This window comes from Ruegeria sp. CG3 (assembly GCF_056537205.1).
Genome location: NZ_JBQFRC010000001.1, coordinates 1,054,979 through 1,081,563, shown reverse-complemented (window position 1 = coordinate 1,081,563; position 26,585 = coordinate 1,054,979). Strand labels below are relative to the sequence as shown.

The window sequence follows — 26,585 nt, the reverse complement described above, 5'->3', positions numbered from 1 at the left end:
ATCTAAAAAGATGGAAAATACCATATTTGCAATGTGTTAGCGCAAACTTGGTGTGGTTGCGCTAACGCTTGCGCTAGCTGTCGGATCGGTTAGGGTCCAAAGTGCGACGGATGAACGGAAAGGATGCGGCATGAGCGGTTTGCTGGCCCTGTTGGACGATGTGGCGGGAATCGCCAAGGTGGCGGCGGCCTCGGTCGACGATGTTGCGGCGGCTGCCGGCAAGGCGGGGGCCAAGACCGCCGGTGTGATCATCGATGACGCGGCCGTTACGCCGAAATACGTCCAAGGGTTTGCTCCAGCGCGCGAGTTGCCGATCATCTGGCGCATCGCGCGCGGGTCGATGTTCAACAAGGTCATTCTGCTGCTGCCTGTGGCGCTGTTGCTGGCGAACTTCGCGCCGTGGCTGATAACGCCCTTGCTGATGATCGGCGGGTCATACCTGTGTTTCGAGGGCGCCGAGAAGATTTTTCACGTGCTGTTCCCGCATGGCAGCCACGTGATCGAAGAGGACATGAACGTCCGTGATCCGGGTCATCTGGAGGAGCAGAAGATCAAAGGGGCGATCAAGACCGATTTCATCCTGTCGGCCGAGATCATGACCATCGCTCTTTCTGCCATCGAGGCGCCGAATGTCTGGATGCAGGCGGCGACGCTGGCGGTTGTGGGGATCGGTGTCACGGTTGCCGTCTATGGCTCGGTCGCGTTGATCGTAAAAATGGACGATGTCGGTCTTTATCTGGCAAAGAACGCGCCGACACCGATTGGCCGCGGGCTGGGTCGCGGGCTGGTCAAGGCGATGCCAAAGGTCATGAAGACACTGTCGGTCGTGGGCACGGCGGCGATGCTGTGGGTTGGCGGCTCGATCATGATCCATGGGCTCGAGGTGCTGGGCTTTGGCTGGCTCGGCCACCACATCCACGATTGGGCTTATGCGGCCGGTCATGCCGTGTCCGATCAATGGGTCGGCGCGGTGGAGTGGATCAGCAAGGCTGCGATGGACGGCGTGTTCGGGCTGGCCTGGGGGTTCGTTCTGATCCCGTTGGCGACCAAGGTCATCGCACCGCTGTGGCCCAAAAAGGCAGAGCAGACAGCCGACCATTGAGGTCCAAAAGAAAAGGGCGGCACGATGGCCGCCCTTTGATTGCTCGGATCGGCTGGATCAGCCCAGCAATTCCTTGACCTTGGCAACCGTCGCCTCGGCGGTGATGCCGAAATGCTTGTACAGTTCGCCTGCGGGAGCGGACGCGCCAAAGCTCGACATGCCGATGAAACCGGCCTTGGCCTCGCGGCCACGCTCGCCCAGCAGCCAGCGGTCCCAGCCGCCGGCACGGACGGCGGCCTCGATACCGACGCGGACGGGGCCGGCGGGCAGGACCTTCTTGCGATAGGCTTCGTCCTGCTCGGCGAACAGCTCCATGCAGGGCATCGAAACGACGCGGGTGCCGATCCCTTCGGCCTCGAGCATCGCCTTGGCCTCCATGGCCAGCGACACCTCGGACCCGGTGGCGATCAGGATCGCCTGACGCTTGCCCTCGGCCTCGGCCAGAACATAGGCGCCCTGGGCGGTCAGGTTCTTGGCCTTGTGCTGAGTGCGCAAGGTCGGAACGCCCTGACGGGTCAGCGACAGGACCGAGGGGCTGTCCTTGAAGGTCAGCGCCAGTTCCCAAGCCTCGGCGGTTTCGACGGTGTCGGCAGGGCGGAACACATAGGTATTCGGCGTTGCGCGCGAGATCGCCAGATGCTCGACCGGCTGGTGCGTCGGGCCGTCTTCGCCCAGACCGATCGAGTCATGGGTCATCACGAAAACGCTGGGGATCTTCATCAGCGCGGCCAGACGCATCGACGGACGCGCATAGTCGGTGAAGGCCATGAAGGTGCCGCCATAGGGGCGGATGCCGCCATGCAGCGCCATGCCGTTCATCGCAGCGGCCATGCCGTGTTCACGGATGCCGTAGTGGATATAGCGGCCCTTGCGGTTCTCCGGCAGGAACACGCCCATATCGGCTGATTTGGTGTTGTTCGACCCGGTTAGGTCCGCCGATCCGCCAACCGTCTCGGTCATGATCGGGTTCACGACGTTCAGCACCTTTTCCGACGAGGCGCGGGTGGCCAGCTTGGGTTGATCTTCGGAGACCTGCTTTTTGAAGGCACGGATCGCGCCGGCCAGCTTTTTTGGCGCCTCGAAAGCATAAGCGCGGTTGAATTCGGCCTGCTTGCGCTCGGACAGTTGGGCAAAACGTTCTTCCCACGCCTTCCGTTCCATTGCGCCACGCGCGCCGATTGCTTCCCACGCGGATTTCACCTCGGTCGGAATTTCGAACGGCCCGTGCGGCCAGCCATATGCATCCTTGGCGGCCTGCAGCTGTTCGGCATCGGTCAATGCGCCGTGACCTTTCGAGGTATCCTGCGCGGCATGACCCAGCGCGATATGGCTTTCGCAAGCGATCATGGTCGGTTTCTTCGACGCCTTTGCCTGCACAATCGCCGCATCGATGGCCTTGGGGTCGTGGCCGTCAATCTCGATCACATGCCAGCCCGAAGCGGCGAACCGGCGCACCTGATCAGTGCGGTCGGCGATGTCCACGGTGCCGTCGATGGTGATGTTGTTGTTGTCCCAGAACACGATCAGCTTGCTGAGCTCGTGCCGACCGGCCAGGGTGATGGCCTCCTGGCTGACACCTTCCATCAGGCAGCCGTCACCGGCGATCACATAGGTGTAGTGGTCGACAACCTTTTTGCCGTAATGAGCCCGCTGGATTTCTTCGGCCATCGCAAAACCGACGGCATTGGCAATTCCTTGCCCAAGAGGACCAGTGGTGGTTTCGACACCATCAATCAGGAAGTTTTCCGGGTGGCCGGCGGTTTTCGCGCCCAGTTGGCGGAAGTTCTTGATCTCGTCCAGAGTAACTGCGCTGTAGCCCGTCAGGTAGAGCAGGGAATAGATCAGCATCGAGCCATGGCCAGCCGACAGGATGAACCGGTCGCGGTCAGGCCAGTTTGGGGCCGAGGCGTCGAATTTCAGGTGTTTTTCAAACAACACGGTCGCGACGTCGGCCATGCCCATCGGCATTCCGGAATGGCCGGAATTGGCGGCGGCGACAGCATCAAGGGTCAGGGTGCGAATGGCCGCAGCCTTCGCCCAGTGTTCAGGGTTGGCATTGCGCAGCGCAGTCAGGTCCACGGGTGTTGTTCCTTTGGATTACGGCAGATTGCGGGCTGAATACCATCCACCCCCCAAAGTGCAAGCGGAACCCGGCGCGGCGCATTGCCATCGCTTCAAGAGTGTTGCTCAAGCCTTTGAAAGCAAAGAGTGGGTATTTTGGCGAACATTCCGTTAGACTAAGTACCGGTACGAGCCGTATTGATTCGGCCATCGGAAAAATAGAACGAACCTTGGTAAAGAGGTGACAGGGGCAATGAGCCAGATCGAAGACTTACAGCGACGCATCATGGCCGCGATGGATCGGATTGGCACCGGGATCGAGGCGTTGCAATCGGCGGGTCCGGTCTCGGGCAGCGAAGATGGACAATTGAGCGCCGCTCTGGACGAGGAAAAGCTGGCTAATGCGCAATTGGAAGAGCGCCTGAAGTCTCTGAGGGAGCGGCATGATCAGGAAATCGACGCATTGCGCGCCCAGTTGGGCGAGTCCAATGCGAAATTGGCCACCGTCGAGGCCGCGCGTGCCGAACTGTCCGAAGCCAAGGCTGCGCTGGAAAATCAGGACGAAGTTGCAGCGCTGAAGGCCGAGATCTCCGAATTGCGGCGGCAACTGGAGGATTCAGAGCGTATCCCCGAATTGAATGCCGAACTGGAAATGTTGCGGGCCGAACGCGCCAGCCACGGCGCCGCCATGTCGCGGCTGGATGACGACCTTCAGCGCTTGCGCAAGGCAAATGACCAATTGCGCGAAGCGGTCGACGAGTTGCGCAAGGCTGCTGAGGACGGCGTTCCCGATGCCGAGCTTCTGAACAAGGCAACCGTGGCCGAGCTGGAGGCCACCCGGGCCGCCCGCGCCACCGACGCGGCCGAGGCTCACGCGGTTCTGGCGCGGCTCGAGCCATTGCTGACCCATGCCAACCTGGCCGAAGGAGAGGTAGAGTAATGCCCGAGGTTACCATTCATATTGGCGGGCGCGGATTTGAGGTTTCCTGCCAGGACGGCGAGGAACCGTTTCTGCACGCAGCCGCGAAGATGCTGGATGATGAGGCCCAGGTGATGGCCGACCAGATTGGCCGTATGCCCGAGTCGCGGATGCTGTTGATGGCGGGGCTTATGCTGGCCGACAAAGCGGCGGCCACCGAGGATCGCATCAAGACACTCGAGGCGAAGCTGGCCGAAGTTGAAGGCGAATTGGAGCGTATGCGCAGTGCGCCCGCGCCCGAGCCGGAACGGATCGAAGTGGCCGTTGTTCCGCCGTCGGTTACCGACACACTTGCAGAGATGGCGGCACGCGCCGAGGCGTTGGCCTCGGTGATCGAAGAGAAGAACGCGAGATGACACATTTGCGGACTTTGTGCCTGGCGGCGTTGGTCGGGGCGGTCTCGGGTCCGGCATTGGCACAGATTGACATCCTATCTGTGACCTTCACCTGCGAAAATGGCGTTGAGCTGCCCGTGACATACTTCAACCCCTCCGACGGTGAAGGGGCTGCGGCGATGATCGTCGATGGTCAGTTGATTGCGTTGCGCCAAGTCCAGAGCGGCTCGGGTATCCGTTACGAGTCGGTGAACGGGCAGGGGACGTATACCCTGCGGTCGAAAGGCTGGAACGCGATGGTCAGTTTCGCGGCGGCCGGAGCCACCGACGAAACCGATATTTTGAAAGACTGTGTCAGCCGCTGAGCGGCTGATCAGGCGTTTGCCTCGCGGATTTTGTCGGCGGCTTCCTTGTTGTAGGCGACACCGTTTTCATCGAACAGCGTGTCCAGCTCTCCTGACAGGGTCATTTCTGTGATGATATCACAACCACCCACAAATTCGCCTTTGACGTAGAGTTGGGGCACAGTCGGCCAGTCCGAATAGTCCTTGATGCCCTGGCGGATTTCCTCGTCCGCCAGAACGTTCACGTCGGTGTATTCGACACCCATATAGTTCAGAACACCGGCCACCCGAGATGAAAATCCGCACTGCGGCATTTCTTTGGTGCCCTTCATGTACAGCACCACATCGTTGCTTTTGACGGTTTCGTCGATCTGGGTCTTAACGTCGGTCATTTCGCGTTTCCTTGTTTACGTTCGTCCGTCTGTCGGGCGGTCATTTCGATCGGCGGCTGCGCCACCAGTTTTTTGGTTCAGTACGCTGGTTCATCGCATGAACCTCGTCGATTACATTGACTTTTGTCACGCCGTCGGCTTCCCACGGTCTGCGTTTCAAAGCGTTTGGGTCGGGGCGCATATCCGACAATCATCTTGTTCTGTTCCGTTTCAGATAGGCTTCGAACAGAGCCTCGGCAACTACCAGCCCGCCGACACATATCCCGATCCAAACAACCCAACCGATCATGTCACGTGACCGAATTGTCGGATGCCATCGGAATGCACAAGGCAGCGCGTGCCATCACCAGAGTGAGCATGGCACTGGCCGCCGTCAGCTTCATCACACGGGTACTTTCGTGGTCAACGCCAGCGCGTGCAGCTCGCCATCCGGGCCGTCCATCTTGCCCTTCAGCGCCGCATAGACCGCGCGCTGCTGCTGTACCCTGTTCTTCCCGCGAAAGCTTTCGTCCACGACCATAGCGGACATGTGTACGCCATCGGTGCCGCCGACCTGGATTTCCGCATTCGGAAAGGCTTCGCGCAGCAGATGTTCGATTTCGTGGGCGCTCATTGGCATTTAAGATACTCCTGAAGGTCTTTTCAAAGATGTAGAGCGATGCCGAAGCCCGCGCAAGGGTGCGCAGCGCCCTTGGAAAAGTCAGATCCCGCGCTGATCGAACAGCGCAGGATCCGAGTATGGTTCAGCGTCGTCGTGCTCAGGCGACAGCTTCGGCAAAACTGCTGCGATACATCGCTGAGAGTTCACTCAGAGGAGCTTCGGACGCTCCGATCCGCACGGTTTCTCCGGTAAAGCGCCCGACCGAAACCAGCGGCACGCCCGCCTGGCCCGCCGCAATCATCAGCGCTTCGGCCTGATCGAAGTTGCAGGCCACCAGGTAACGGCCCTGATCCTCACCGAACAGGAACTCGGTCGGGGCGTCATCAAGATGCACACCCACGCCCGCGGCTTCGGCCAGTTCGAAGGCAGCCAGTGCAAGGCCGCCATCGCTCAGGTCAGTACAGGCCTTGATCATCTCGCGATTGGCCCGGATGAAGTCGCCGTTGCGCTTTTCCGCATCCAGATCCACTTGCGGGGCGTCGCCGTCTTCGCGGTTGAAGACCTCGGCCAGCAGGGCGGATTGGCCCAGATGTCCTTTGGTTTCACCGATCACCAGCGCAACATGCCCTTCGCGAACCTCGGTGCCGATGATGTCGTCGGCGTGATCCAAAAGGCCGACGGCACCGATGGTCGGTGTGGGCAGGATCGCCTGACCGTCGGTTTCGTTGTAGAGCGAAACGTTGCCCGATACGATCGGCATATCCAGCGCGGCCACGGCGGCTCCGATGCCTTGGATGGCACCGACGAACTGGCCCATGATCTCGGGCTTTTCGGGGTTGCCGAAATTCAGGTTGTCAGTGGTGGCCAGCGGTTTGGCACCAACGGCGGTCAGGTTGCGATAGGCTTCGGCCACGGCCTGCTTGCCGCCTTCCTCGGGGTTGGCGCGCACGTATCGCGGGGTCACGTCCGAGGTGAAGGCCAGCACCTTGTCGGTGCCGTGGACACGCACCATACCTGCGCCTAGGCCCGGCGTGCGCACCGTATCGGCCATCACCATGGTGTCGTATTGCTCGTAAACCCAATGCTTGCTGGCATAGTTGGGCGACGAGATCAGCGCTCGCAGCCCGTCGATCGGGTCGATCTGCGGCACCTCGCCCAGATCTTCGGCCGCTGGGGTGGGGACCCAGGGGCGGTCGTATTCCGGTGCCGTTGAGGCCAGTTTCGACAGCGGCAGGTCGGCCTTGATTTCGCCGTTGTGCATGATCAGGAACCGGTCTTCGGCGATGGTTTCACCGACGATTGCGAAATCCAGATCCCATTTTTCGAACACGGCGCGGGCTTCGGCCTCAAGCTCGGGCTTCAGCACCATCAGCATGCGTTCTTGGGACTCGGACAGCATCATCTCGTAGGCGGTCATGTTCTCTTCGCGCTGGGGCACGTTTTCCAGGTCCAGCCGGACACCCAGCCTGCCCTTGTCGCCCATCTCAACGGCCGAGCAGGTCAGGCCCGCCGCGCCCATGTCCTGAATCGAAATCACGGCGCCGGTCTGCATCAGTTCCAGCGTCGCCTCCATCAGGCGTTTTTCGGTGAAGGGGTCACCGACCTGCACCGTGGGGCGCTTTTCCTCGATCGTGTCGTCGAATTCGGCCGAGGCCATCGTGGCGCCGCCCACGCCGTCGCGGCCGGTCTTGGCGCCCAGATAGACGACGGGCATGCCCACGCCCGACGCGGCCGAGTAGAAGATCTTGTCGGCATCGGCCAGCCCGGCGGCAAAGGCGTTCACGAGGCAGTTGCCGTTGTAGGCCGGGTGGAATCGAACTTCACCGCCCACGGTCGGGACGCCGAAACAGTTGCCGTAGCCTCCGATGCCTTCGACCACGCCATTGACCAACTGGCGGGTCTTGGGGTGGTCGGGTTCGCCGAAGGACAGCGCGTTCATTGCCGCGATGGGCCGTGCGCCCATGGTGAACACGTCGCGCAGAATGCCGCCCACGCCGGTTGCCGCGCCTTGATAGGGTTCGATGTACGAGGGGTGGTTGTGGCTTTCCATCTTGAAGACCACGGCCTGCCCGTCGCCGATATCCACTACACCGGCGTTTTCACCCGGGCCGCAGATCACCTGAGGGCCCGAGGTGGGCAGCGTACGCAGCCATTTCTTCGAGGATTTGTAGGAACAGTGCTCGTTCCACATGGCCGAGAAAATCCCCAGCTCGGCAAAGGTCGGCTCGCGCCCGATAATCTCGAGGATCATGTCGTATTCTTCGGGTTTCAACCCGTGTGCGGCAATCAGATCCGGTGTGATGGCGGGCTCTTGCATCGTGTGTCCTGTTTCCAAGGTGGCCGGGATTGCGGGCCTTTTAGGGCAACCGGGCGATTTGGGAAAGGGTCAAGAGCGCGCAGCGAACAGGAACCCGCTATTTGCTGGCAGAATGCAGCGGTCTGCGACCGGGAAATGCAGGTCGCACCACCGGAATGAGGGGACAGCAGCGCGTGCGCCGCTGTCCCGCCGCCGTTATTGAGGCGGCTCTTCCTTCTTGTTCACTGCGTCGGCCGCGGCCGCGCCGATCGCCGCTTTCTGCTGTTCGGTCAGGTTTTCGGCCTCTTCCAAACCGGGGATGGCGACGCGCACCTCGCGGCGGGCAAAGTCGATCCCGTTCTCCTTGAAGGCGGCCTTGACCCGGTTGAAGATCTCCTTGCGCAGGGTGAACTGCTTGCCGGGCTTGGCCATGAACTTGCCGCGGATGATCATGCCGACATCGTCAAAGTCGAACACGCCCTGCGATTTGAAGGGCTGCAGGAAGCCATCCTTGTGGAGCGGGTCCTCCATCATCTCGGCGCCGATCTTCTTGAAGATCTTCTTGACCTTGTTCGGATCAGTGTCGAAGGGCACGGTGAATTTCAGCTTCATGATGACCCAGTCGCGGCTGTAGTTGGTCAGCTTCTGGATCTCGCCATAGGGAATGGTGTGCACCGGGCCGCGATGGTGGCGCAGCTGCATGGAGCGGATCGAGATCTTCTCGACCGTGCCGGTGGTGCCACCCACATCGACATATTCACCCACGCGGAAAGCATCGTCGATCAGGAAGAAAATCCCGCCCACGATGTCCGAGACCAGTTTCTGCGCACCAAAGCCGATGGCCAGACCCAGGATACCGGCACCAGCCAGAAGTGGTGTGATGTCCAGACCCAGTGCGCCCAGCGCCAGTAGGGCAAAGATGACCGCGATGGCCACCTGAGCCGTCACGCGCAGCAACGGCAGAACCGTGGCAAGGCGCGAGCCGCCGGCACCGCCGCCTTCGCCGGCTTCCTCATCGGGGCTCTGCTCCGAAGCCGTCTGCTCTTTGGCCAGGCGGCGGTTGATCCAGAGCGAGACCACCTCGTTCAGGATGTAGCCGATTGCGATGATGATGAAGAACTGAACCAGTTTGCTGCCGGTTTCCGAGTCCCCGCCCGCGATGTCCTGCAGGTCCAGGTTCCAGGCATCCGCAATCATCAGAATGACCAGAATGCCGGCCAGAACGCGTCCGATGCGGATGTAGCTGCGTTTGGTCGATTTGTAGGCACGTTCCGCGATCGGACCATCGCCCATCATCGGCGGCAGCAGGTGCCGGGTCAGCCCTCGGATCAGCGTGTCGAGTGCCGGTGCGATCAGCAGCCAGAACATCGTGACGAAATGCGCGCCTTCGGCCAGAAGGGCAAACACGGCCGGATTACGCTGAGCGGCGAGGAACTCGACCAAAAGCCAGGTACCCGCCGACACGGCGATCGCAAAATATGGATAGTAGCGGGCGACTTCTTCGTCGAAATGGGTGCGATCCGGATCGGAACCACGCATCATGTCGGTCAGACCGTTGCGGGCCGTCCATGCAATGACACCGACATAGATGTGGATGGCGGTGTTCAGCCAGAAACCAAGGCGCGATTCACCCGGCATCACGCCATTCATCGCATTGAAATCCAGGATGAACAGGGTGAACCCGATCAGCAGGAACAGGCCGATCAGGTTCCGATGCAGGTATTTAGCCCATTTGTCATTCACGTTGACCAGTCGCAGATTGCTCTGCTTCGGGGCCAGAATGAAACGGGAAATCGCGGCTCCCAGCCGGGGGAACCAGATCAGGAAGAACACGAAGGGTGCCGCCTGAGCAATTTGCTGTTCGTCCAGCAATCGACGCCCGACGAAAACCAGCGTGTAATAAAAGACAAGCAGCCCCAGAAACTCGACGCAGAAGCGCTTGAACAGAAAGACTACGGCGCCTTTTAGGTTGGTCGAGGCATCCCCATCGACGACTTTGATCCAACGGCGGGTCCAAAGGCCAACCGCCGTTTCTGCGGCATACCCGATTGCAAGCGCCAAGAAGGTGAACCCGAACAGGGTTGCCAGACCGCTTGCGCCAAACTTGTTTCCGAAATTGCTGAAGGCTTCGACCTGCGCCGAAACCAGCAGCGGAACCTTGCGGATGACATCCAGCCAAGACGCAGCCATGTCGCCCGCCGAGGATGAAATCGTTTGCAGCAGCCCCTTACGGGATGTCTGCGTTTCGGCCTGTTTCGCCGCGACCGCATCAAGCCGTTCCAGCAGAATGGCCCGGACCTGATCGTCAGACATTCTCGCCACCAGATCGTCGACCTGTTCGGGGGTCAGATCTTCGGGGATGGTCACATGGCTGGTGGTGGGTTCGCTGGTGCTCTGGGCCATGCTTGGCCGGGCCAGGAACGTGACGGATACCAACGCCATCAAAAACAGGCGGAGTAGGCTGATCATAAACTTTGTCCTCGAACACGAAATATTATGGTTTTTCGCGATCATAGGCCCGTTGGCAAAATAATTCCAAACGATTTGGCACCGCACGCGCGGGTGCAGGCCAAAAAAAAGGCCGAGCACTAAGCTCGGCCGTAGTCCAACAGGGAGGTATGAAGATGATGAGCGTTTCAGCATCACCGCCTTCGAGTGCTCATTTAGGGATCACTCTGTGAACGATCAAGGTTTTTTGGACGCATTGAGGGCATGTCCGCTATGCTGCGAGTGCATAGCTATAGTTTTCCCAGATGTTTCAGCTGCTTGCGATGCGCAATGATTTCATCCTGAACGAAATCTCGGAACGCTGCGACCCGTTTTGAGTGCCTCAGTTCTTCAGGATAGGCCAAATATACAGGCACATTCGCCGTCTCGATGTCGGACAGGATCGGGACCAGGTCGGGGAAATCCTCGGTCACGTAGTCGGGCAGGACGCCAATTCCGAGGTCATTCAGAACACCCTGCAGAACACCAAAGTAGTTGTTCACCGTCAGCAGTGAGCTGGGTTCGTAGGTCATCAAGTGACTGACCATCGACGCGCCAACGCCAACCTGGGGTGCGGCGGGGGTCTGACAGATCAGGCGGTGTTTCGAAATGTCCTCCAACGTCTGGGGCGCACCGCCGTGCGAATCCAAGTAGGTCTTGGTCGCATACAACATCATTCGAACGGTCATCAGACGCTTGCGGACAAGATCGGCCTGACTGGGTTCTTTCATCCGGATAGCGACATCCGCTTCGCGCATCGGAAGATCCAGCACGCGTTCTTCGAGCATCAGGTCAATGTTCAGGTCCGGATACTGCTCATACAGCTTGGGCAGGCGCGGCGCCAGCCACAGGGTCCCGAAGCCAAAAGTCGTGGTGACCCGCAGGACTCCAAAGACCTCATCCTCGCTGTCTCGGATTCGCGCCGCGGCTGCGTCCAGACGTTTGGACATGGCCGTTGTTGCATCGAACAGAAGCTCGCCCTGTTCCGTCAGAATCAGGCCGCGGGCGTGGCGGTGGAACAGCGTGGCGCCCAGCGATTCCTCAAGCGCGCGGACCTGACGGCTGACGGCGGATTGGGACAGATTCAGCTTGTCTCCGGCGTGCGTCAGGCTGCCGGCGTCAGCTACCGCGTGAAATATTCTGAGCTTGTCCCAATTCATCGTCGCAACTTTCGTTATCCTTTGGCAGCCCTATATGAAAGAGGTAACAAATTCCATATTCAAACGGGGAAATCGTTACAGAACAGGGGGAATTTTGTATACAGGTCAGAAATTATGACCTAAAATGACGTCAAATGCAGCACACTATTCCGACGTGGGGAGGCGTCTGATGAGTCAGCCAAAGATTTCGCTCAATGACCGTTTCGATCTGACCAAAAGCCCGGTGCTTTTGAATGGCACGCAGGCGCTTGTTCGTCTGATGATGATGCAGAAGGCGCGCGATACCGCCGCGGGTCTCAACACTGCCGGTCTGGTCACCGGATACCGGGGGTCTCCGCTGGGTGCGGTCGATCTTCAAATGTCGCGCGCCGAAAAGCAATTGGCCGAGTGCGATGTGACCTTTCAATACGGTCTGAACGAGGACCTGGCCGCCACAGCCCTGTGGGGCAGCCAGCAGGCCGGTCTGCGCGGCGACGGCAAATATGATGGCGTGTTCGGCCTGTGGTACGGCAAGGGGCCGGGTGTGGACCGGTCCGGCGATGTGATGCGTCACGCCAACATGGCCGGAACCGCCAAGCATGGTGGCGTTCTGATGGCGATGGGCGACGACCACACGGGCGAAAGCTCGACCGTGCTGCACCAGTCGGAATGGTCGATGGTTGATATGTACATGCCCGTCGTCAGTCCGGCCGGAGTGCAGGAAATCCTCGACTATGGGATCTACGGCTTTGCGCTCAGCCGGTTTGCCGGGGTCTGGGTCGGGCTCAAGACGATGAAGGACACGATCGAGGTGACCTCGGTCGTGGATGGCCGGCCCGACCGGATGCAACTGGTGACGCCGGAATTCGACATGCCCGAAGGTGGGCTGAACATCCGGCTGGGCGACACGCCGCACCTGCAGGAGGCGCGGATCATCGACTACAAGCGGTTCGCGGCCGAAGTGTTTTCACACGCCAACCGGATGGACCGGCGGGTCTGGGGCAAGCCGGGCGCCAAGATCGGCATTGCCGCGGCGGGCAAGAACTGGCTGGACCTGGTCCACGCCATGTCGCTACTGAACATCGACGAGGCCGAGGCCGAACGGCTCGGAATCACCACCTACAAGATCGGCCAGACCTTCCCGTTGGACATGAAGGGGTTCCATGATTGGGCCGAGGGGCTGGACCTGATCATCATCGTCGAAGAAAAGCGCAAGCTGATCGAAGTGCAGGTCAAAGAGGCGATCTTTGACGACCGTCGCGGACGTCGCGTGTACGGCTGGTACAAGGGCGGGGCAGGCACGCTGCACCGCGAAGAGCTGTTCCCGACCCGTGGCGCGCTTGATCCGATCATGATCGCCGAAAAGCTGGGCGAGATCTTCATCGAGGAAGGTCGCGAAACCGACGGTATTCGCGCAGGGCTGGCCAGCCTGCAAGAGGCGCGCCGCAACGACAACGCACAGGAGATCGCGACGCGGCTGCCGTATTTCTGCTCGGGCTGTCCGCACAATAGCTCTACCAAAGTGCCGGAGGGCAGCCGGGCCTATGCCGGGATCGGCTGTCACTACATGGTGCAGTGGATGGATCGCGAGACTACCGGCTTTACCCAGATGGGCGGCGAGGGCGCCAACTGGATCGGTGAGGCGCCGTTTTCGACCACGAAACACGTGTTCCAGAACCTGGGCGACGGCACCTACAACCACTCGGGCGTTCAAGCGATCCGGGCTGCGCTGGCGGCTGGAACCAACATCACCTTCAAGATCCTGTTCAACGACGCGGTCGCCATGACCGGAGGGCAGGAGAACGAGGGCCATCTGACCGCCGAGCGCATCGTGCGCGAGGTCAAATCCATGGGCGTGCAGCATGTGGCCGTCGTCTATGACGAAAAGGAAGATGTGAATTTCAAGGCACTGCCCGGCGACGTGGAAACCCACGAACGGGCCGAGCTGATGGCGGTTCAGAACAAGTACCGCGAGATCGAAGGCGTGTCGGTCATCGTCTACGTCCAGACCTGCGCCGCCGAGAAACGCCGCCGCCGCAAGCGCGGTACCTTCCCGGACCCGGACAAGCGCGTGTTCATCAACTCGGATGTCTGTGAAGGCTGTGGCGATTGCGGGGTGCAGTCGAACTGTGTCTCGATCGTGCCCAAGGAAACCGAACTGGGCCGCAAGCGGGCGATCGACCAGTCCAGCTGCAACAAGGATTTCTCGTGCCTCAACGGGTTCTGCCCGTCCTTCGTCACGCTGGAGGGCGCCAAGATCCGCAAGGAAGCCACCACCGAGATCGACATCCCCCATCTGCCGCAGCCGGTTCTGCCGCAGATCGAGGGCACGCATAACGTGGTCATCACCGGCGTCGGCGGCACCGGCGTCGTGACCATCGGGGCGGTTCTGGCGCAGGCCGCGCAGATCGACGGCAAGGGCGCGGGCATGATGGAAATGGCCGGGCTGGCGCAGAAGGGGGGCGCGGTGCATATCCACTGTCGCCTGGCCAACAAGCCAGAAGACATCAGCGCCATCCGCGTGGCTACGGGTGAGGCGCATGCGCTGATCGGCGGTGATCTCGTGGTGTCCGCCGGGGCCAAGACGCTGGGCCTGACGCGCACTGGTCAGACCGGCGCGGTGGTCAACAGCCACGAGATCATAACCGGCGATTTCACCCGCAACACCGAATTCCACATTCCGGTGGACCGGCTGGAACTGGCGCTGGAAGCGCGACTGAAGGACGGTCTTGCCCTGTTCGACGCGACCGAGTTGGCACGCGCGGTGATGGGCGATTCGATCTATTCCAACATGATGGTGTTCGGGGCGGCCTGGCAGCGGAGTCTGCTGCCTGTCAGCCACGACGCGATCATGACCGCGATCGAGCTGAACGGCGCCGCGGTTGAGCGCAACAAGCGCGCCTTCGAGGTCGGCCGCTGGGCGGTTCTTCATCCCGAGGAAGTGGCGCGCATCGTGACCCCCACGGTGACCGAATTGCCCAAGACACCCGAGCAGGCCATCGCCTTCCGGGCCGTTCATCTGGTGGCCTATCAGGGCAAACGGTTGTCCAGGCGCTATCTCAAGCTGGTCGAGTCGATCGAAGACCCGAAGGTCCGGGATGCAGTCGCGCGTGGGTATCACAAGCTGTTGTCCTACAAGGACGAATACGAGGTGGCCCGCCTGCTGCTGGACAGCCGCGACAAGGCCGCCGCCGAATTCGACGGCGACATCAAGATGACCTTCCACCTTGCTCCGCCGATCCTGGGGGGCAAAGGGCCGGACGGGCGTCCGCGCAAACGGCAATTCGGCGAATGGCTGCTGGGGCCGATGAAGGTTCTGGCCAAGCTGAAGGGCCTACGTGGCACGCCGCTGGACATCTTCGGCTATACCGCCGAGCGCCGAATGGAACGGGCCTTGATCCGTCAGTATGAGTCGGACATGAAAGAGGTCCTGCCCAAGCTGGATAACAACACCCGTGATGCGATTGTCGCGCTGGCGCGGTTGCCGCTGGACATCCGCGGTTTCGGTCCGGTATTGGCCGCCAACGAAGCCAAGGCCGCCAAGCGGCGCGAGGAACTTCTGGCCGTGATCCGGCAGGGAGGAACCGAGACGCGGGCCGCGGCCGAGTAACGTCATATCGGTGTCATGGAGGCGCGGTAGGGTTCCCGTCCGCGCCGTCCGATGACGGCCACACCGGAGACCCGTGATGAAATCACGTCGCCAAGTCGCTCGGGACATTTCCTACGCCCATTCTGCTGAAACGCGGGGTGGGCGCATGGTCATCAAACTGATGGAGAACACGACCGGTCGGCTGCGTCTGATCCGGCGCGCGGATGGTTACGAGCGCGAGGTCGCCAATGGCCGTGATTTCTGGTCGGTCATGGTCGAACGCTACGGGCTGAGCCTGAACGTGGTGGGCGGGGCGTTGTCAAACATCCCCAAGGGCGGCCCGCTGATCCTGATCGCCAACCACCCCTACGGGATTCTTGATGGGCTGATGATGGGGCATGTGCTGTCCCAGACCCGCGGAGATTTCCGGATTCTGGCCAATCATGTGTTCCACAAGGCTGAGGATCTGAACCGGATCATCCTGCCGATCTCTTTCGATCAGACGAAAGAGGCGATGCGGCTGAACCTGCAGACCCGAAAAACCGCCCTGGATTATCTAGGTCAGGGTGGGGCAATCGGGATTTTTCCCGGTGGCACGGTCAGCACGGCGGCCCGGCCATTCGCGCACCCGATGGACCCGGGCTGGCGCGGTTTCACCGCGCGGATGGTAGCCAAGTCAAATGCCACCGTGGTGCCATTGTTCTTTGATGGTCACACCTCGCGGCTGTTTCAGATCGCCAGCCATCTGCATGTGACGCTGCGCATGGGTTTGCTGATCAAAGAGTTCAAAAAGCGCGTCGATACCCCGGTTGATGTGGTCGTGGGGCAGCCCATCGGCCGCGACGTTCTGGACCCATTGGCCGGCGATACGCGCAAGATGATGGATTTCTTGCGCAAAGCCACGTATGAGCTGTCTCCGAAGCCGCTGAAGTCGTATGACTATGGCTATGAATTCGAGGAACGGCATCGCGCCTGAAGGGGCAAATGGCAGTAGGCATCTTTGATTCCGGATTGGGCGGGCTGACCGTCCTGAACGCCGCGCAGACACGTCTGCCGGAGGTGGATTTCCTGTATTACGCGGACAGCGCGCACGCGCCGTATGGCGTGCGCAACGCCGAGGATATCTACAACCTGACCCGAAACGCGGTGCAGGACCTGTGGTCGCGCGGCTGCGATCTGGTGATTCTGGCCTGCAACACAGCCAGCGCCGCGGCGCTGCGCCGGATGCAGGAAGAGGGCGTGCCGCAGGGCAAGCGCGTGCTGGGTGTGTTCGTGCCGCTGATCGAGGCGCTGACCGAGCGCCAGTGGGGCGACAACAGCCCCCCGCGCGAAGTGGCGGTCAAGCATGTGGCCCTGTTTGCCACGCCGGCAACCGTGGCCAGCCGTGCGTTCCAGCGTGAACTGGCGTTCCGCGCCATCGGCGTCGATGTTGAGGCGCAGGCCTGCGGTGGCGTGGTCGATGCCATCGAGGACGGTGACATGATCCTGGCCGAAGCCCTTGTGCGGAGCCATGTGGACGCGTTGAAGCGCAAGATGCCGCAACCGCAGGCTGCGATCTTGGGCTGCACCCATTACCCCTTGATGGCCGAAGCCTTTCAGGCAGCGTTGGGACCGGACGTGCAAGTGTTCAGCCAAGGCGACCTGGTGGCCGAAAGCCTTGCGGATTATCTCCAGCGGCATCCGGATATGCTGGGCGGGGGTGAGGCGGGTTACCTGACCACAGGCAATCCGCAGAAGGTCAGTGACCGGGCAACGCAATTTCTCCGACGACAGATCACCTTCAAGGCCGCCTGACTTAGGTCAAGGACCGGCCCCTGTCATGAATTTATTCGGTACCTGTCATGTCGGCGGGTGCCAGACGTGTCACATGAATCTACGAGGTCTGACATGACCCACAAAATCGCAATCCTGGGCGCTTCGGGCTATACCGGTGCCGAACTGGTACGGCTGATCGCCGAGCACCCGAACATGGAAATCACCGCCCTGGCGGCCGAGCGCAAGGCCGGGCAGACCATGGCCGAGGTGTTTCCGCATCTGCGCCATCTGGATTTGCCGCGTCTGTGCAAGATTGAGCAGATTGACTTTGGCCAGATCGACCTGTGCTTTTGCGCGCTGCCGCACAAGACCAGTCAGGAGGTCATCCGGGATTTGCCCTCCGACCTAAAAATCGTTGATTTGTCAGCGGATTACCGGCTGGCCGACCCCGACGAGTACGAGAAATGGTACGGCAATCCGCATGCCGCACTCACGCATCAGGATGAGGCCGTCTACGGACTGACCGAGTTCTATCGTGAGGACATCCGCGCTGCGCGGCTGGTGGCTGGCACCGGGTGCAATGCTGCCACGGGGCAGTATGTGCTGCGGCCGTTGATCGCGGCTGGTGTTATCGACCTGGATGACATCATTCTTGATCTGAAATGCGCTGTCTCCGGGGCGGGGCGCGCGCTGAAAGAGAACCTTCTGCACGCCGAACTGAGCGAGGGCACCAACGCCTATGCCGTCGGCGGCACCCACCGGCATCTGGGCGAGTTCGATCAGGAGTTCTCGAAACTGGCGGGCCGCGCGGTTCACATCCAGTTTACGCCGCACCTGATCCCCGCGAACCGGGGCATTCTGGCGACCTCGTATGTGAAGGGTGATCCGCAGAGCGTTTATGAAACGCTGTGTGCAGCCTATGCAGACGAGCCTTTCATTCAGATGCTGCCCTTTGGCGAAACGCCTTCGACTCACCATGTACGCGGGTCGAACTTCTGCAATATCGGCGTCGTTGCTGACAGGATCGAACGCCGTGCCATCGTGATTGCGGCGCTGGATAACCTGACAAAAGGTAGCAGTGGGCAGGCCTTGCAGAACGCAAACCTGATGTTAGGTGAACCCGAAACGACGGGGCTTATGATGGCCCCACTGTTCCCATGAGGGCGAGATGAAGACGCTGAAGAAACGTCGTCGTGTACAGATCATTCTGTTGGCTTTTGTGGCTTTGGCCCTGGCGACGGGCTTGATCGGCTATGCCATGCGAGACGGGATCAACTATTTCCGTTCGCCCAGCCAGGTAATCGCCGAACCGCCGGCGCCGAACGAGGTGTTCCGCATCGGAGGGTTGGTCGAAGAAGGCTCGATCGTACGCGGGCAGGGTGAAACCGTACGGTTCACCGTTACCGACGGGGGTGAGAGCGTGAAGGTGGCCTTCACCGGTGTCTTGCCTGATCTGTTCTCCGAGGGTCAGGGGATGGTCGGCACCGGAAGCTACGTTGATGGTGTGTTCCAAGCCACTGAAATTCTGGCAAAACACGACGAGACCTATATGCCGAAAGAGGTTATCGATGCCTTGAAGGAGCAGGGCGTCTACGAAGAGCCGGCAGACAGCTGAAACAGGAAAGCCTTCGGTAGGTTGTCTGAATGAGTGTTCAAGGGCGTTGCGCGATCTGGTCGTGCAGCGCCCTTCTTCGTTTCATGGATTTAAGGATTTCACCGGACCGTGGGCCGCATAGGAACACAGAGGTGCAGCATGCAGTCGGTTCAACAGATTGCCAACGAGATCGTAACCCGCGAGGGCGGCTTCGTCGATGATCCGGACGACCCCGGAGGGGCCACGAAATACGGTGTCACAATCCACACGATGCGACGGTTGGGCCTTGACCTGACGCGTGACGGCACTGTCGATCGCCGCGACGTGATGGCGCTTGGCCGGGATCAGGCCGTCGCGATTTTCATCACGCATTACTTTCAAAAGCCCGGTCTGGCACGGGTGCCCCACGTGCTCCAGCCGACGCTGTTCGATATGTACGTGAATGCGGGCGGACAGGCGGTGCGCATCCTGCAGCGTCTTTTGGTGCAGATGGGATTTTCGCTCGCCGTGGATGGCGTTTTGGGGCCGCGAACGGCTGGGGCGTGCGATCAGGCCGCAAAACCCGATCCGGTGGTGTTGCGCGACGCGTATGGGGTGGCACGAAGGAACTACTATTTCCGGCTTGCTGACCGACGTCCAGCCTTGCGCAAATACGTGCGCAGCCGCAACGGTGTGAAAGGGGGGTGGATCCGCCGGGCCGAGGAGTTTCTATCTCCGCCCTATCACCTGAGCATGGCCGAGTTTCAGCAAAGGATAGCCGCATGGGACTGATCGCAGGTGTTTTTGATCTTCTGTTCGGGGGTGGGCGCAACGTGGTGCGCGAAACTGCCGAGGTTTTCCGCGAGAACTCGGAGGCCGGTGCGGAACGCGCTGTTGCGCTGCGCGGACAGGCGATGAACCAGTTCGGCGCGGAATTCGAAGCTCCCCGCAAAGGCGGGTTTGACCGTTTCATGGACGGTTTGAATCGGTTGCCAAGGCCTGCATTGGCGCTGGGGACATTGGGTCTGTTCGTGGCCGCGATGGTCGATCCATTGTGGTTTGCGGCGCGGATGCAGGGAATTGCGCTGGTGCCCGAGCCGCTGTGGTGGCTACTGGGCGTCATCGTGTCGTTCTATTTCGGAGCGCGGCACCAAGCGAAGGTTCAGGACCTTCAGCGTGATATCTCAGTTACGATGATGCGGGCGCCACAGGTCATGGCCAACTTGCAAGCTCTTCACGAGATGCGAGCGGAAAGTCCGGGGGCTGCCGATCCGGGGCCGGATGCCGAACTGACGGCCCAGGTGATCATCCCCGATCACAACCCGGCGCTTGAGGACTGGCGGCGTCTGCAGCGCGCCTGACCCGCGACACTATGTGCGCCTGATTGCGGCGAAAGTGATTGGCGCTTGCCCGGGCGCGGGATTATACCCGAGCCCATGATTACCGAGCTTGGACATTTCGCCCTTATCCTGGCCTTCATGGTGGCCATAGTTCAGACAGTCGTGCCATTGATCGGCGCCGCAAAACGCTGGCCGTCATGGATGCTGTTCTCGGAGCCCGCGGCTATTGCTCAATGCCTTCTGACAGGATTTGCCTTCGCTGCGCTGGTGTGGGCCTTTGCGACCTCGGATTTCTCGCTGCGGATCGTGGTGGAAAACAGCCACTCCCTGAAGCCGATGCTGTATAAGATCAGCGGAACCTGGGGAAACCACGAAGGCTCGATGCTGTTGTGGGTGCTGATCGTGGCGCTTTTTGGCGCAACGGCCGCGCTTTTCGGCCAGGGTTTGCCACCCACGCTCAAGGCCCGTGTCTTGGCGATGCAGGCCGCAATCGGGGTGGCGTTCTACGCCTTCATCCTGTTTACGTCGAACCCGTTTGACAGGCTTCCCGTGGCGCCGTTTGACGGCCGCGATCTAAACCCCTTGCTGCAGGATCCCGGTTTGGCTTTCCATCCGCCGTTTCTGTACCTTGGATATGTGGGCCTGAGCATGGCATTCAGCTTTGCCGTCGCTGCCCTGATCGAGGGGCGGGTGGACGCGGCGTGGGGTCGTTGGGTTCGACCGTGGACCCTGGCAGCGTGGATATTCCTGACCATCGGCATCGCGTTGGGATCCTGGTGGGCCTATTACGAACTGGGTTGGGGCGGGTTCTGGTTCTGGGATCCTGTGGAAAACGCGTCTTTCATGCCGTGGCTCCTGGCCGCCGCCCTGTTGCACTCGGCCATCGTGGTCGAAAAGCGCGAAGCCTTGAAAAGCTGGACCATTCTGTTGGCGATCATTGCGTTTGGCTTTTCTCTGATCGGCACCTTCATCGTGCGCTCGGGCCTTCTGACGTCGGTTCACGCCTTCGCAAACGATCCTGAGCGTGGTGTGTTCATCCTGTTCATTCTGGTGGCGTTCATCGGCGGAGCGCTGATCCTGTTCGCCGCCAGGGCGCAGGCGATGGAGGCCAAGGGGCTGTTCGGAATGGTCAGCCGTGAAAGCGCATTGGTGCTGAACAATATCCTGCTGGCTGTCAGCAGTTTTGTCGTGTTCTTCGGGACCCTGTGGCCGATGGTTGCCGAGATGATGTTCGACCGAAAGCTCTCGGTCGGGGCACCGTTCTTCAATGCGGCCTTTACGCCGTTCATGGTGGTGCTGGGCATTGCATTGCCGCTGGGTTCGATGCTGCCGTGGAAGCGCGGCAGGCTGGGCCGCGTCGCATGGCAGCTACGCTATGCGTTTGTTCTGGCCGTTTCGCTGGCCATACTGGTTTGGGTGCTGCAGACGGGCCGCAGCGCGCTTGGCCCGGTTGGTTTGTTCCTTGGCGCATGGATCACCTTCGGCGCCGCGGTCGATCTGTGGAGCCGTACAGGCCGCACCGGCGGCGTCCGGCGTCTGATGCGTCTGCCGGGTGCGGATTGGGGCAAGGCGATCGCCCATACCGGTCTGGGGGTCACGATCTTTGCGATTGCCGGCCTGACCGCCTGGGAGGTCGAGGACATCCGTGTTGCACGTATCGGGGAAACCTTCGACGTGGGCGGTTTCTCGTTCACTTTGGACGGCGTGCGCGAAGTTGAGGGACCGAACTATTTCTCCACCATGGCCGATGTGCAGGTTCAAAAAGATGATCGAGAGATTGCTACGCTGAACCCGGAAAAACGGACCTATCCGGTGGCCGCCATGCCCACGACCGAGGCTGCGATTGACTACCGTTTTCTGCGTGATGTCTACGTGGTCATCGGGGATCAGCAGGACGATGGCGGCTGGGTCATGCGTACTTACATCAAACCTCTTGCGAATTGGATTTGGGGAGGCTGCATTCTGATGGCTCTTGGCGGATTGTTCAGCTTGTCCGACCGCCGCTTCCGGGTGGCCGCAGGCGCGCGCAAGGCTCCGGCAGGCGGAGTGCCAGCAGAATGAAACGTCTGATCGTTTTGCTGTTGTTGCTGGCATCGCCGCTGATGGCGGTCCAGCCGGATGAAGTCCTGGACGATCCGGCGCTGGAAGCCCGAGCGCGGGACATCAGTACGGGCCTGCGTTGTCTGGTCTGTCGAAACGAAAGCATCGACGAAAGCAACGCGGAACTGGCCCGTGACCTGCGAATTTTGCTGCGCGAGCGGCTGGTCGCGGGCGACACCGATGAAGAAGCGGTTGCCTATATCGTCGACCGCTACGGGGAATACGTGCTGCTCAAACCCACGACCACGGGGGCGAACCTTCTGTTGTGGCTGGCAGGGCCGGCCATGCTGTTGATTGCCGCGGGTCTGGGGTGGAACTTCTTGCGCGGTCGTGCGCGGGTTGAGGAGACCTCCGCCGTGGACGGATTGAGTGACGACGAGAAAGAGCGCCTGCGCCGGATTCTTGAAGACTGACGTGCGGTTTGCCTTTCCCTTGCGCGGCATTTGGGTCAGGGTTCGGGAAATTCTGCGCATGTGAGGACTTCATGGAATACGAAACGGTGCTTTTGGACATCACGGACGGTCTGGCTGTGGTCACGCTGAACCGGCCGGACAAGATGAACGCGCTTACGACGAAAATGCGCGCCGAGATTACCCATGCGATGAAAAAAGCCGCTCATGACGCGCGCGCAATCGTCCTGACGGGCGCGGGTCCGGCGTTTTGCTCCGGCCAGGATCTGGGCGATGCGTCCAGCACCGGCAAGATCGATCTGGAACGCGCGCTGCGCGATGAATATGAACCGATGCTGGAAGCTGTTCATGATTGTCCGGTGCCGACGATCGCGGCCGTGAACGGTCCCGCGGCGGGGGCAGGGGCCAACCTAGCCCTGTGTGCCGATGTGGTTATTGCGACCGAAAGCGCCTATTTCCTGCAAGCCTTTGCCCGGATCGGTCTTTTGCCGGACGCCGGCGGGACGTGGTTCATGCCGCGCCAGATGGGTCTGGCCAAAGCCATGGGTGCGGCCCTGTTCGCCGACAAGATTTCTGCGCGTCAGGCCGACCAATGGGGCATGATCTACGAGGCGGTTGCCGACGATGAATTCGCCGCGCATTGGCGCAAGCGCGCCGAGTACCTGGCCAAAGGACCGACTGCGGGCTTTGCCGCGATCAAAAAGGCGATGAGAGGCACCTACGAAAACACCTTGCCGCAACAACTGGCGACCGAGGCGCACCTGCAGGGAGAATGTGGGCGCACCCGCGACTTCGCCGAAGGCGTAGTGGCATTTCTCGAAAAACGCGCCCCCCGGTTCGAGGGGCGCTGACCATCAGGCCCGGCGGCGGCGACGCGCGCGCCGTTCGGGCAACGCCTCGTCCCCGGTTCCGTCACTGGCCGAGGAGAAAGGCCCCAATATCGCGGTGATTTGCTCGAGCGACGGACGAGCGCCACGGGGTTCAGTGTCCAGTGCCTTGCGCATCTCACGCAGGTGCGCTGGCATCGTTCCGCAGCAACCGCCGATGATGGTCGCACCTGAATCGCGCGCCATGGCGGCGTAACGGCCCATCAGTTCAGGCGTGCCGTCATAGTGGATGTGGCCATCGACATATTTCGGAATGCCCGCATTGCCCTTGGAGATCAGGGGGCGTTCGGTTCCCTGAGCCACAAAACCCAGAACCGTGCGCAGGATGTCAGACGCGCCGGTGCCGCAGTTGGCGCCAAAGGCGATCGGCGGGTTGGGCAGGGTTTCGACCAGTTGCGCCAGATCTGCCGAGGTCACGCCCATCATGGTGCGCCCGGCGGTGTCAAAACTCATGGTACCGCACCAAGGCATGTCGGCCAGGGCAAAAGCCTCGGCCGCGGCGCGGAATTCCTCCGGCGCGCTGATCGTTTCTACCCACAGCACGTCGACGCCGCCGGCTTTCAGCGCCTCGGCCTGTTCGTGGAACATCTCGACCGCCTCGGCATGGGTCAGGCTGCCCACAGGTTCCAGGATTTCACCGGTCGGACCGACCGAGCCCGCAACCACCACCGGGCGTCCGGCGGCATCCGCGACCTCGCGCGCCAGTTCGGCGCCGATGCGGTTCAACTCGGCCACGCGGGTGTGGGCGTCGTGCAGCTTCAGACGTGCAGCCGTTCCGCCGAATGTATTGGTCAGGAACAGGTCACTGCCCGCATTCACCGACCCCTGATAGAGAGCGCGGATCTTGTCGGGTTGCTCGGTGTTCCACAGCTCGGGCGCATCACCCGATTGTAGCCCCATGTTGAACAGGTTCGTTCCGGTGGCGCCATCGGCAAGAATGGCGTCCTTCGTTTCCAGCAATCTGGTCAGCGCGTTGGTCATTGGAGATGTCCGGAGTTGTGGCCCCAAAGGCCAGAAATTTAGACGCCCCGTGTCGCATGACCGGGACGTCAAATCAAATTCATAATACTCATGAAGATCATGAGGTGGGCGGCACGCCTCAGTTGGCTTCGCTCATCACCTGAGCTTTGGCCTCGGGCAGCAGTTCCGCCATCTTGGCGCGGATTTCCTCGGGGCTGGAAAGATCGCCCAGATCGGCGGCAACCTTGCGCACAACGTCCTCGTGGCCGGCCTCTTCGAAATCGGCGATCACGACGGATTTTGCATACTCGGCGGCCTCGTCGCCGCTTTTGCCCATTTTTTCCGCAGCCCACAGGCCCAGCAGCTTGTTGCAACGGGCTTGCGCCTTGAACTGCATTTCTTCGTCATGGGCGAATTTTGCTTCAAAGGCGTTTTCGCGTTCGTCGAACGTGGTCATGGGTGTTGGGCCTCTTCAAGTAAAAGTGTGTTTCCTGATGATATGACCATACGCGCTGCCGGGTGCAAGGTATTTGCGCTGCGTCAAAGCCTCTCGGATGCATGAACTTGCGGGAAAGGGGGGCTTGCACTATGAGAGCGCCAACGCGATGGGACTCATTCCCTCGCCCCAGCCTGGAAAGGTCGCACATGGCGCGTCGCAAGAAGATTTACGAAGGCAAGGCCAAGATCCTGTACGAAGGCCCGGAACCGGGCACGATCGTTCAGTATTTCAAAGATGACGCCACCGCGTTCAACGCGGAAAAGAAAGACGTGATCGACGGCAAGGGTGTTCTGAACAACCGCCTGAGCGAATTCTTCATGACCGGTCTGAACCAGATCGGCGTGCCGACCCATTTCATCCGCCGCCTGAACATGCGCGAACAGCTGGTTCGCAGCTGCGAGATCATCCCGCTTGAGGTGATCGTCCGCAACTATGCCGCCGGGTCGCTGTCGAAACGGCTGGGCATTGCCGAGGGCACGCAACTGCCGCGCCCGATCGTGGAATACTGCTACAAGGACGACTCGCTGGGTGATCCACTGGTGACCGAAGAGCACATCGCCGCGTTCGGCTGGGCCAGCCAGCAGGACATGGACGACATCCTGAGCCTGGCGCTGCGGGTGAACGACTTCATGAGCGGCGTGATGCTGGCTGTGGGTATCCGTCTGGTCGACTTCAAGATCGAAATCGGTCGTGTCTACGAGGGTGACTTCCAGCGCCTGATCGTCGCTGATGAGATCAGCCCAGACAGCTGCCGCCTTTGGGATATCGAGACAGGACAAAAGCTGGACAAGGACGTGTTCCGCCGCGATCTGGGCAGCCTGACCGACGCCTATTCCGAGGTCGCCCGTCGCCTGGGCGTTCTGCCGAAAAGCAACGTGAGCAAGCCCACCCTGATCAACTGATCGCGCCGACTGGCAGGGCCTAACAAGGATGCGCTGCTCCTGTTCGGGGGCGGCGCATTTTTCATTGCGGGTTTGACAGGTCAGGCCCCTGTCACGCATCTTCGGGTTGACCGACCAACCCGGTCCGCTAACCAAGGTGGCACACTGAATGAGCGCGTTGTTCGATCAAGCGGTTTTCCTGAAGTTTCTGGCGGCCGTGCTGGCCATATTCAACCCGCTCTACAACATCCCGATCTTCCTGAGCATGACGCGCGACTGCACACCTGCCGAACGGCGCAGGGTAGCGATGATCGTGATGGCCTCGGTGACGGTGATCGCACTGATCTCGGTCGCTATAGGTGAAGAGGTGTTGGCTGTCTTCGGGATCGACGTTCCTTCGTTTCGCGTGGCCGGCGGGCTGATTATCTTCGGGATCGGCATGTCGATGCTGAACGCGCAAGACCGTGCGCCGGGCGATCAGGCGGCCGTGGTCGATGGCCACGCGCGCAAGTTGAACTTTGCCGTTGTTCCGCTGGCGATCCCATTGACGATTGGCCCGGGCACGATTGCCGTGACGATCGTGTTCTCGCATCAACTGTCGGATGGGGCCGAACTTGTGACCCTTGGCTCGGCGATCCTGATCGCCTGTTTCATCGTTGGACTCGGCCTGTTGTTTGCCGACAGCATCTCGCGTCTTGTGGGTGAGACGATGATCAACGTGCTGACCCGGATCATGGCGATCCTGCTGGTTGCCGTGGCCGTCGAAATGGTTCTGACCGGCATCTTCAACGCGGTTGATGCACATTATCCCGGGTTGACTCGCAGCGCGGGCAATTGATTTCCTCAAGATGAACC

Annotated in this window: 24 protein-coding genes; 16 read left to right on the top strand and 8 right to left on the bottom strand. The window is 60.9% G+C overall.

Going from position 1 to position 26,585, the window contains the following annotated elements:
* Positions 1 to 130: 130 nt before the first annotated feature.
* Positions 131 to 1,102 (top strand): DUF808 domain-containing protein, encoded by a 972-nt coding sequence (locus tag ACR0NB_RS05405; protein WP_170357679.1) that lies wholly within the window; start codon positions 131 to 133, stop codon positions 1,100 to 1,102.
* Positions 1,103 to 1,159: 57 nt separating this feature from the next.
* Here ACR0NB_RS05405 and tkt read toward each other — a convergent pair whose 3' ends face one another.
* On the bottom strand, positions 1,160 to 3,181 hold the full coding sequence (gene tkt / locus ACR0NB_RS05400; RefSeq protein WP_170371292.1) for a transketolase: 2,022 nt from the start codon (positions 3,179 to 3,181) through the stop codon (positions 1,160 to 1,162).
* Between the two features lie 235 nt (positions 3,182 to 3,416).
* Between tkt and ACR0NB_RS05395 the strand changes: the two genes are divergently transcribed.
* Genes ACR0NB_RS05395 through ACR0NB_RS05385 form a run of 3 tightly spaced genes read left to right on the top strand, consistent with a single transcriptional unit; the run spans position 3,417 to position 4,842 of the window.
* Positions 3,417 to 4,103: a hypothetical protein gene (locus tag ACR0NB_RS05395; protein ID WP_480775116.1), complete on the top strand. Its 687-nt coding sequence runs from the start codon at positions 3,417 to 3,419 to the stop codon at positions 4,101 to 4,103.
* Positions 4,103 to 4,498: a cell division protein ZapA gene (locus ACR0NB_RS05390; RefSeq protein WP_170339348.1), complete on the top strand. Its 396-nt coding sequence runs from the start codon at positions 4,103 to 4,105 to the stop codon at positions 4,496 to 4,498. The genes ACR0NB_RS05395 and ACR0NB_RS05390 overlap by 1 nt, the downstream gene beginning before the upstream one ends.
* Positions 4,495 to 4,842, top strand: a complete 348-nt coding sequence (locus ACR0NB_RS05385) for an MliC family protein (protein WP_170586547.1) — start codon at positions 4,495 to 4,497, stop codon at positions 4,840 to 4,842. Before ACR0NB_RS05390 ends, ACR0NB_RS05385 begins: the two co-directional genes overlap by 4 nt.
* Before the next feature lie 8 nt (positions 4,843 to 4,850).
* Here ACR0NB_RS05385 and grxD read toward each other — a convergent pair whose 3' ends face one another.
* The 5 genes from grxD to ACR0NB_RS05360 form a co-directional block, all read right to left on the bottom strand.
* The gene (gene grxD / locus ACR0NB_RS05380; protein WP_170338767.1) at positions 4,851 to 5,213 is read right to left on the bottom strand and encodes a Grx4 family monothiol glutaredoxin; all 363 of its coding nucleotides are present in this window, start codon (positions 5,211 to 5,213) and stop codon (positions 4,851 to 4,853) included.
* A gap of 382 nt (positions 5,214 to 5,595) precedes the next feature.
* Positions 5,596 to 5,832: a BolA/IbaG family iron-sulfur metabolism protein gene (locus ACR0NB_RS05375; protein ID WP_170432828.1), complete on the bottom strand. Its 237-nt coding sequence runs from the start codon at positions 5,830 to 5,832 to the stop codon at positions 5,596 to 5,598.
* Between the two features lie 139 nt (positions 5,833 to 5,971).
* The gene (purL, locus tag ACR0NB_RS05370) at positions 5,972 to 8,131 is read right to left on the bottom strand and encodes a phosphoribosylformylglycinamidine synthase subunit PurL (RefSeq protein WP_480775115.1); all 2,160 of its coding nucleotides are present in this window, start codon (positions 8,129 to 8,131) and stop codon (positions 5,972 to 5,974) included.
* Between the two features lie 195 nt (positions 8,132 to 8,326).
* Positions 8,327 to 10,579, bottom strand: coding sequence for a mechanosensitive ion channel domain-containing protein (locus tag ACR0NB_RS05365; RefSeq protein ID WP_480775114.1), 2,253 nt, complete (start codon positions 10,577 to 10,579; stop codon positions 8,327 to 8,329).
* 269 nt (positions 10,580 to 10,848) lie between these two features.
* Positions 10,849 to 11,757, bottom strand: coding sequence for a LysR family transcriptional regulator (locus ACR0NB_RS05360; RefSeq protein ID WP_093961966.1), 909 nt, complete (start codon positions 11,755 to 11,757; stop codon positions 10,849 to 10,851).
* Positions 11,758 to 11,926: 169 nt separating this feature from the next.
* On the opposite strand from ACR0NB_RS05360, the gene ACR0NB_RS05355 reads away from it, so the two are divergent.
* The 10 genes from ACR0NB_RS05355 (at position 11,927) to ACR0NB_RS05310 (ending at position 23,354) form a co-directional block, all read left to right on the top strand.
* Positions 11,927 to 15,346 carry an indolepyruvate ferredoxin oxidoreductase family protein gene (locus tag ACR0NB_RS05355; RefSeq protein WP_480775113.1) on the top strand — a complete coding sequence of 1,140 codons (3,420 nt, stop codon included), beginning with the start codon at positions 11,927 to 11,929 and terminating at the stop codon, positions 15,344 to 15,346.
* Between the two features lie 76 nt (positions 15,347 to 15,422).
* A complete protein-coding gene (locus tag ACR0NB_RS05350; RefSeq protein ID WP_480775112.1) occupies positions 15,423 to 16,301 on the top strand; it encodes a lysophospholipid acyltransferase family protein in 879 nt (292 codons plus the stop codon).
* Positions 16,302 to 16,309: 8 nt separating this feature from the next.
* Positions 16,310 to 17,119: a glutamate racemase gene (locus ACR0NB_RS05345; RefSeq protein WP_170600616.1), complete on the top strand. Its 810-nt coding sequence runs from the start codon at positions 16,310 to 16,312 to the stop codon at positions 17,117 to 17,119.
* Positions 17,120 to 17,212: 93 nt separating this feature from the next.
* The gene (argC, locus tag ACR0NB_RS05340) at positions 17,213 to 18,241 is read left to right on the top strand and encodes an N-acetyl-gamma-glutamyl-phosphate reductase (protein ID WP_480775111.1); all 1,029 of its coding nucleotides are present in this window, start codon (positions 17,213 to 17,215) and stop codon (positions 18,239 to 18,241) included.
* 7 nt (positions 18,242 to 18,248) lie between these two features.
* Positions 18,249 to 18,695: a cytochrome c maturation protein CcmE gene (gene ccmE / locus ACR0NB_RS05335; RefSeq protein WP_170338751.1), complete on the top strand. Its 447-nt coding sequence runs from the start codon at positions 18,249 to 18,251 to the stop codon at positions 18,693 to 18,695.
* Between the two features lie 138 nt (positions 18,696 to 18,833).
* Positions 18,834 to 19,445: a holin-associated N-acetylmuramidase gene (locus ACR0NB_RS05330; RefSeq protein WP_170357699.1), complete on the top strand. Its 612-nt coding sequence runs from the start codon at positions 18,834 to 18,836 to the stop codon at positions 19,443 to 19,445.
* Positions 19,436 to 20,014, top strand: coding sequence for a holin family protein (locus tag ACR0NB_RS05325; protein WP_170357701.1), 579 nt, complete (start codon positions 19,436 to 19,438; stop codon positions 20,012 to 20,014). Before ACR0NB_RS05330 ends, ACR0NB_RS05325 begins: the two co-directional genes overlap by 10 nt.
* A 75-nt stretch (positions 20,015 to 20,089) precedes the next feature.
* Positions 20,090 to 22,054, top strand: a complete 1,965-nt coding sequence (locus tag ACR0NB_RS05320; RefSeq protein ID WP_480775110.1) for a heme lyase CcmF/NrfE family subunit — start codon at positions 20,090 to 20,092, stop codon at positions 22,052 to 22,054.
* Positions 22,051 to 22,506: a cytochrome c-type biogenesis protein gene (locus ACR0NB_RS05315; RefSeq protein ID WP_093961975.1), complete on the top strand. Its 456-nt coding sequence runs from the start codon at positions 22,051 to 22,053 to the stop codon at positions 22,504 to 22,506. The genes ACR0NB_RS05320 and ACR0NB_RS05315 overlap by 4 nt, the downstream gene beginning before the upstream one ends.
* 71 nt (positions 22,507 to 22,577) lie before the next feature.
* Positions 22,578 to 23,354, top strand: a complete 777-nt coding sequence (locus ACR0NB_RS05310; protein ID WP_093961976.1) for an enoyl-CoA hydratase-related protein — start codon at positions 22,578 to 22,580, stop codon at positions 23,352 to 23,354.
* A gap of 3 nt (positions 23,355 to 23,357) precedes the next feature.
* Here the strand turns inward: ACR0NB_RS05310 and bmt are convergent, their stop codons facing one another.
* Together bmt and ACR0NB_RS05300 are read right to left on the bottom strand one after the other, a co-directional pair.
* Positions 23,358 to 24,371 carry a betaine--homocysteine S-methyltransferase gene (bmt, locus tag ACR0NB_RS05305; RefSeq protein ID WP_480775109.1) on the bottom strand — a complete coding sequence of 338 codons (1,014 nt, stop codon included), beginning with the start codon at positions 24,369 to 24,371 and terminating at the stop codon, positions 23,358 to 23,360.
* A gap of 118 nt (positions 24,372 to 24,489) precedes the next feature.
* Positions 24,490 to 24,807, bottom strand: coding sequence for a DUF1476 domain-containing protein (locus ACR0NB_RS05300; RefSeq protein WP_170357709.1), 318 nt, complete (start codon positions 24,805 to 24,807; stop codon positions 24,490 to 24,492).
* A gap of 188 nt (positions 24,808 to 24,995) precedes the next feature.
* Between ACR0NB_RS05300 and purC the strand changes: the two genes are divergently transcribed.
* Both purC and ACR0NB_RS05290 read left to right on the top strand, forming a co-directional pair.
* Entirely contained in the window at positions 24,996 to 25,751 is a 756-nt protein-coding gene (gene purC / locus ACR0NB_RS05295; protein WP_170357710.1) for a phosphoribosylaminoimidazolesuccinocarboxamide synthase, read from the top strand.
* Between the two features lie 148 nt (positions 25,752 to 25,899).
* On the top strand, positions 25,900 to 26,568 hold the full coding sequence (locus ACR0NB_RS05290; protein WP_170371121.1) for a MarC family protein: 669 nt from the start codon (positions 25,900 to 25,902) through the stop codon (positions 26,566 to 26,568).
* Positions 26,569 to 26,585 lie beyond the last annotated feature (17 nt).